The organism is Nitrosomonas sp., from assembly GCF_022842015.1.
GTDB lineage: Bacteria > Pseudomonadota > Gammaproteobacteria > Burkholderiales > Nitrosomonadaceae > Nitrosomonas.
The window spans coordinates 21,520-28,596 of record NZ_JALHQJ010000041.1 but is presented as its reverse complement, the minus strand read 5'-3'; the positions used below and the strand labels follow the sequence as shown (position 1 = coordinate 28,596).

The window sequence follows — 7,077 nt, the reverse complement described above, 5'->3', positions numbered from 1 at the left end:
GCACAAAGAATGAACATTCCGGATAAAAAAACAGATCTGGAAGATAACCGAAATGCTCGCAGCTTTTTAAAAACGAGAATTCAGACTGAAAGTGCCGGGTTTTTCAACGGCCTGCTAAACCTCGGTCATATCGACACTGCAACCGTGGGACTAATCACGCTGGTAGGGATTATTACGATCAGTGTTTCACACCTATATGATCCTATATTCCCATCCATTGTATGAATGGCTTGCACCTTGGCTGAAAATATTCGAACGCCGTCAACCTTATAGAGAAAACAAACACAATGAAACAATTACAGACAACATTCCACAGACAATTCTTTTTGGTTTGGGGCGCTACGGAACCGGGATTGCACAAGCGCTACGTGAACGTGGCTACCGGGTACTGAGCGTCGACTACAATCCAGAACTCGTTCGTGCACGTGATCCGACTGAACTTTCCGTACTTTATGGCGATGCTGAAGATCCTGAGTTTATTGCATCGCTGCCCCTTGTGAGCACTCAATGGATAGTCAGCACCGCACGCGATCACCACGTCAGTCTGGTGCTTATCCATACACTGAAGAACCTGGGTTATACAGGCCGGATAGCCGTTACCGCTCATCATCTCGATGAAGTTGCCGGACTGGAACAGGCTGGCGCAAATCTTGTGCTAGTACCATTTTCGGATGCTGCACGTGAAGCTGCTGATCGTCTTATTGAGCACACAACTTGAGTAAAATCGCAGTAAGTTCAATAAAGAAGAAACTGTTAGTTAGCGACCACTTCGTGAGGAGTTGTGCGGTTAATTATTCGAATAATGCGCAATGCAAATCTTCGATGAACATCTGAATCTCGGTAATCAAGGTAAATAAGATGAAAAGCTTTAAGAAAATTTTGTGCGTGGTTGAACCCAAAGAAAATTGCAAGCCCGCTTTGGAAAGTGCCGTAACGTTGGCTGAGAATAATCAGACCGATTTGGCTGTCATAAGCGTGATTGAGGGTAATGTAGGTGATACTGAAATATCGAAGAATGAAATAATCGCTACAGACTTGCAGACAATGGTCGCGCGTATGCATGAGCAAGAAATTGAATCCTTAGTAAAAACTTATCGCAAAAGAATTAAAATTCAAACTAAAGTACTTCAAGGTATACCATTTTTAGAAATCGTTCGCGAGGTACTACGCTATAAGTATGATCTTGTAGTTAAGACTACTGAAACTCAAGACTGGTTAGGTCACATATTCAACAGTAACGATATGCATCTGTTACGCAAGTGCCCATGCCCCATCTGGATGATTAAACCCAAAACTCCGATGTCCTGTCGGCGCATTCTGGCAGCTGTGGATGTAGATGATAACTGCCCGCCAGTTGAGCTAGGAACCAGGAATATGTTAAACCAAATGATTCTCGAAATAGCCGGCTCCTTGGCACTATCAGAGTTTGCAGCGTTGCATATTGTGCATGCTTGGGAAGCTGCTGGTGAAAGCCTTATTCGTGGACGCACCTCATTCACGAGTGCGTCAGATGATGAGATTGCAATCTATGTAGAACAAGTACGAGTACAACATAAGAAAAATCTCGATATATTGATACATGACGTAGCGAATAGCTTGGGGCAAGGTGCAATGGATTATCTCAAGCCTCAGATACATTTAATAAAAGGCATGGCACGTAAAGAAATCCCGATACTAGCAAAACAAATTGAAACCGATCTGATTGTTATGGGCACTGTGGCCCGCACGGGTATCCCCGGATTCATTATGGGCAATACGGCTGAAACAATTCTTAATCAGATCAATTGTTCGGTTCTTGCGATCAAGCCGGTCGGATTTATAACCCCTATAACACTAGAGGATTAAGCACTTATCTATCAATAATTGCGCGGAATTAAGTCGAACAAAATGCCGCACTTACAATAGATTGAAACAAGCGTTCGAATGCTGGTTGTAGCCGATGGACTGGAATCAATGCTCACGCCTCATATTCCAATAAATTCTCAATGAGAAAGGATTTTTCGTTTCAATTTTTCTTGATAGTTAACTTGACAGTACCAATAGAAAAATAAACCTTTTTCACGTATAATTTCGTCTTCAATAACCAGGGCATTCAAACGAAGCAGTCTTGGTTCTGTTTTCCATATCTTGTCAGTTTCCAAGGAGTTTTTTGTGTCACAACGACCGCACGCCATCCTCGCACTCGCCGATGGAACAATTTTTCGTGGCGTGTCTATTGGCGTTGATGGCATTAAAACAGGAGAGGTTGCCTTCAATACCGCGATGACCGGTTATCAGGAAATATTGACCGACCCGTCTTATTGTCGGCAAATTATTACATTAACATACCCCCATATCGGCAACACGGGAATCAATTCAGAAGATTTCGAATCCGGCAATATCAACAAAGTTCATGCGGCGGGTTTAGTAATCCGCGATCTTCCGTTGATGGCAAGTAATTTCCGCAGAACCCATACTTTGCCTGAGTTTCTCCAGGAACAGAAGGTCGTCGCGATTGCTGAAATCGATACCCGCAAACTGACGCGCATTTTGCGGGAAAAAGGTGTGCAATCCGGCTGCATCATGGCAGGAGATGTAGATGAGGAAAAAGCATTACAAACTGCAAGAGGATTTCCCGGATTGGCTGGAATGGATCTCGCCAAAGTAGTCAGTTGCCGTCAATCGTATTCCTGGACGGAAGGTGAATGGTCATTGGAGTCCGGTTTTCGGACTCCAGGAAATTTCAAATTTCACGTCGCAGCTTTTGATTTTGGCATCAAACGTACAATTTTGCGCAAACTGGCGCAACGTGGTTGTAAGGTGACGGTCTTTCCGGCACAAACATCTGCCGATGACATCCTGGCAACGCAGCCGGATGGCATATTTCTTTCTAACGGTCCTGGCGATCCAGAGCCCTGCGATTACGCCATTTCTGCAACACAGTCACTGCTGCAAAGCAATATCCCGATATTCGGCATCTGCCTGGGCCATCAATTATTGGGGTTAGCGACCGGCGCATGCACCGTAAAAATGAAATTTGGTCATCATGGTGCGAATCATCCGGTGCAAGATGTAGCCAGCGGGAAAGTCATTATTACCAGTCAAAATCATGGATTTGCAGTCGATGCCGACACATTGCCAGCCACGGCGCGCATCACGCATGTATCGCTGTTCGATGGCAGCCTGCAAGGCTTCGAATTAACCGACAAGCCGGCATTTTGTTTTCAAGGACATCCGGAAGCCAGTCCAGGTCCGCATGAGGCTGATTACCTGTTCGATAAATTCATCACCATGATGCAGCGTCATAAAAATAACTCCCGATAACTACTGCGTGACACCACGTTAGAAAGTATGCCTAAACGTACCGACATTCAATCCATACTCATCATCGGCGCCGGCCCCATCATTATCGGTCAAGCCTGTGAGTTTGATTATTCCGGCGTACAAGCCTGCAAGGCTTTGCGAGAAGAAGGTTACCGCATCATTCTGGTTAACTCCAATCCGGCCACCATCATGACTGATCCTGAAATGGCCGACGCAACCTATATCGAGCCGATTACTTGGGGAATGATCGAAAAAATCATTGCAATTGAGCGGCCACAGGCTTTGTTACCCACCATGGGTGGTCAAACTGCGCTGAATTGCGCACTGGATCTTGTCAAACACGGCGCATTAGAAAAATATGGTGTAGAACTGATCGGTGCTTCGCGTGAAGCCATCGATATGGCGGAGGATCGAGAAAAATTCAAGCAAGCCATGACGCGCATCGGCTTGGATTCCGCTCGATCTGCAGTAGCGCATAGTATGGAAGAAGCATTGCAAGTCCAGGCTATGTTGGGCTATCCGGTGATTATCCGCCCTTCCTTTACCATGGGCGGCAGCGGTGGCGGCATTGCCTACAATCGCGAAGAATTTCTGGACATCTGCGAGCGTGGATTGAAAACTTCCCCCACCAAGGAATTATTGATCGAAGAATCCGTAATCGGTTGGAAAGAGTTTGAAATGGAAGTCGTACGGGATAAAAACGACAATTGCATTATTGTCTGCTCAATCGAGAACATCGATCCCATGGGTGTGCATACCGGCGACTCGATTACAGTAGCACCCGCACAAACACTGACGGATAAAGAATATCAATTGATGCGCAATGCATCGATTGCGGTATTGCGTGAAATTGGTGTCGAAACCGGTGGCTCCAATGTGCAATTTGCCATCAATCCTGACGATGGTCGCATGCTGGTGATTGAGATGAATCCACGTGTTTCGCGTTCTTCCGCTCTTGCTTCTAAAGCGACCGGTTTTCCAATTGCAAAAATCGCGGCTAAGCTCGCAGTTGGTTACACCTTGAACGAATTAGGAAATGATATTACTGGCGGCATTATCCCTGCTTCGTTTGAGCCGGCAATTGACTATGTCGTCACCAAAGTTCCGCGTTTTGCTTTTGAAAAATTCCCGCAAACCAATGATCGCTTAACGACTCAAATGAAATCCGTCGGCGAAGTTATGGCGATAGGACGCACGTTCCAGGAATCCTTGCAAAAAGCCTTACGCGGACTGGAAACCGGCGTTGATGGGCTAGATGAAAAAACCGATAACCTGGAAACCATCCGAACTGAGCTTGCCAACCCTGGCCCGGAGCGGATTTGGTATGTCGCCGATGCTTTCCGTTGCGATTTTTCACTGGATGAAATTCATCAGTTGACGCGTATCGATATGTGGTTCCTGGCACAAATCGAGGACTTGATCAAACAAGAACAAACGTTGACGAAGATCAAGCTGGAAGCACTGGATAAAAAAGCATTGCGCAAGCTGAAACGCAGTGGTTTCTCCGACCGGCGTTTGGCAAAACTACTCAGCACCGATCAAACCGCAGTTCGTATGCAACGGCATCACTTTAACTTACGCCCTGTCTACAAACGCGTTGACACCTGTGCAGCCGAATTCACTACCAGCACAGCCTATATGTATTCGACCTACGAGGACGAATGCGAGTCCTCCCCCACGGATAAAAAGAAAATTATGGTCTTGGGTGGTGGCCCTAATCGTATTGGTCAAGGAATTGAATTTGATTATTGTTGCGTTCACGCCGCCTTAGCGTTACGGGAAGACGGTTTTGAAACCATTATGATCAACTGTAATCCGGAAACCGTCTCAACCGATTATGACACATCCGATCGATTATATTTTGAGCCACTGACATTGGAAGATGTGCTTGAGGTCGTCGCTGTAGAAAAACCAGATGGCGTGATTGTACAATACGGCGGGCAAACCCCTCTTAAACTCGCGCGTGATCTGGAAGCCAGTGGGGTACCGATTATTGGCACTAGTCCAGATATGATTGATTGCGCCGAAGATCGCGAGCGCTTCCAAAAAATGCTGCAGCAATTAGGTTTAATACAACCACCCAATCGCACCGTACGTAATCCCGAAGCGGCGCTGATCGCCGCCGAGGAAATTGGCTACCCGCTGGTGGTACGACCCAGCTATGTATTGGGCGGACGCGCTATGGAAATCGTGCACGAGAGAGCCGACCTGGAACGCTACATGCGTGAAGCCGTCAAAGTTTCCAATGACTCCCCGGTATTGTTGGATCATTTTCTCACTCACGCCACCGAAGTCGATGTCGATGCCATTTGCGATGGAGAAACCGTTCTGATCGGTGGCATCATGGAACATATTGAGCAGGCGGGCGTACATTCCGGAGATTCCGCATGCTCGCTGCCTACCTTTAACTTACAGCCTGAGATACTGGATGAATTGCGTCGGCAAACTGCCAAAATGGCGCGCGCACTGAATGTCATCGGACTGATGAATGTACAATTTGCGATTCAAGACGATACGGTTTTTGTACTTGAAGTCAATCCCAGAGCCTCACGCACTGTACCTTTCATTTCCAAAGCAACCGGCCTTCAACTAGCCAAAATCTCGGCACGTTGCATGACGGGAAGCTCTTTAATTGAGCAAGGCATTACTGAAGAAGTAATTCCTGAATACTATTCGGTCAAAGAGGCTGTTTTTCCCTTTATAAAACTCCCCGGTGTTGATACGATATTAGGGCCGGAAATGAAATCTACCGGGGAAGTGATGGGCATGGGATTCACTTTTGCAGAAGCTTTTGTTAAGTCCCAGTTAGCAACCGATGTTCGCTTACCTACTTTCGGAAAAATTTTCATTAGTGTGCGGCGATCAGATAAATTGCATGCAGTTGAAATCGCACGCAGCCTTGCAGGACTTGGTTTTACCCTTTATGCTACACGGGGCACTGCTGCTGCGATTACAGAAGCCGGAATAGAGGTTATTATTATTAACAAGGTTGCTGAAGGTCGGCCGCATATTGTTGACATGATTAAAAATGGTGAGATCAGTCTGATCATTAACACCGTGAAAAATCAACGTAGTGCAATACGAGACTCCTATTCAATTCGCCATGCTGCGCTCCAAGCGAAAGTGACTTACTATACAACGTTAGCCGGTGCACGTGCTGCCTGTATGGGCATAACCAATAAACGTGAATTGCAGGTTTATAATCTGCAGAAATTACATATACAACTCAAAACATAGATGAAATTGGATTCTATTTTTAGAAACAGGATGAAAATGAAAGGCAAAAAATCACAATGAGCACTATTCCGTTAACCGTGGCTGGAGCTGAAGCATTACGCAAAGAATTGCATGAGCTGAAAACGATTCATCGTCCTTCCGTCATTACTGCAATTGCTGAAGCACGTGCTCATGGTGATCTTTCAGAAAATGCCGAATATGATGCCGCCAAGGAAAAACAAGGATTTATTGAAGGACGTATCGCCGACCTGGAAAGCAAACTCTCTAGTGCGCAAATCATCAATCCAGCGCTCATCAATGCAGATGGCGCTTGTGTTTTTGGTGCCACGGTTGAATTGGAAGATTTGCAAAGTAGCGAAGTTGTCACTTATCAAATCGTAGGGGATGATGAAGCTAACATTAAGGATGGAAAAATATCCATTAGCTCTCCCATTTCACGCGCACTCATTGGTAAGCATGCAGGAGATATTGCAGAAGTTCACGCACCTAGCGGTATTCGAGAATACGAAATATTGGACGTCAAGTATATCTAAATAT

General features: G+C 45.9%; 6 protein-coding genes. All 6 read left to right on the top strand.

Annotated elements, in window-relative coordinates; genetic code table 11:
• The coding region (locus Q0C11_RS09115) for a hypothetical protein (RefSeq protein WP_293007239.1) at nucleotides 1-225 on the top strand (225 nt) is incomplete at its 5' end.
• Nucleotides 197-718, top strand: coding sequence for an NAD(P)-binding protein (locus tag Q0C11_RS09110; protein ID WP_293007238.1), 522 nt, complete (start codon nucleotides 197-199; stop codon nucleotides 716-718). The genes Q0C11_RS09115 and Q0C11_RS09110, both read left to right, overlap by 29 nt.
• A 140-nt stretch (nucleotides 719-858) precedes the next feature.
• Nucleotides 859-1,845: a universal stress protein gene (locus Q0C11_RS09105; RefSeq protein ID WP_293007237.1), complete on the top strand. Its 987-nt coding sequence runs from the start codon at nucleotides 859-861 to the stop codon at nucleotides 1,843-1,845.
• 306 nt (nucleotides 1,846-2,151) lie between these two features.
• Nucleotides 2,152-3,303, top strand: coding sequence for a glutamine-hydrolyzing carbamoyl-phosphate synthase small subunit (carA, locus tag Q0C11_RS09100; protein ID WP_293007236.1), 1,152 nt, complete (start codon nucleotides 2,152-2,154; stop codon nucleotides 3,301-3,303).
• A 27-nt stretch (nucleotides 3,304-3,330) separates the two neighbouring features.
• Nucleotides 3,331-6,540: a carbamoyl-phosphate synthase large subunit gene (gene carB / locus Q0C11_RS09095; protein WP_293007235.1), complete on the top strand. Its 3,210-nt coding sequence runs from the start codon at nucleotides 3,331-3,333 to the stop codon at nucleotides 6,538-6,540.
• A 56-nt stretch (nucleotides 6,541-6,596) separates the two neighbouring features.
• The gene (gene greA, locus Q0C11_RS09090) at nucleotides 6,597-7,073 is read left to right on the top strand and encodes a transcription elongation factor GreA (protein WP_293007234.1); all 477 of its coding nucleotides are present in this window, start codon (nucleotides 6,597-6,599) and stop codon (nucleotides 7,071-7,073) included.
• Nucleotides 7,074-7,077: the final 4 nt, after the last annotated feature.

Excerpts from the sequence above, each read along its gene's own strand:
- Q0C11_RS09110 (WP_293007238.1), top strand. The coding sequence starts at position 197 with ATGATCCTATATTCCCATCCATTGTATGAATGGCTTGCACCTTGGCTG.
- Q0C11_RS09105 (WP_293007237.1), top strand. The coding sequence starts at position 859 with ATGAAAAGCTTTAAGAAAATTTTGTGCGTGGTTGAACCCAAAGAAAAT.
- carB (WP_293007235.1), top strand. The coding sequence starts at position 3,331 with ATGCCTAAACGTACCGACATTCAATCCATACTCATCATCGGCGCCGGC.
- greA (WP_293007234.1), top strand. The coding sequence starts at position 6,597 with ATGAGCACTATTCCGTTAACCGTGGCTGGAGCTGAAGCATTACGCAAA.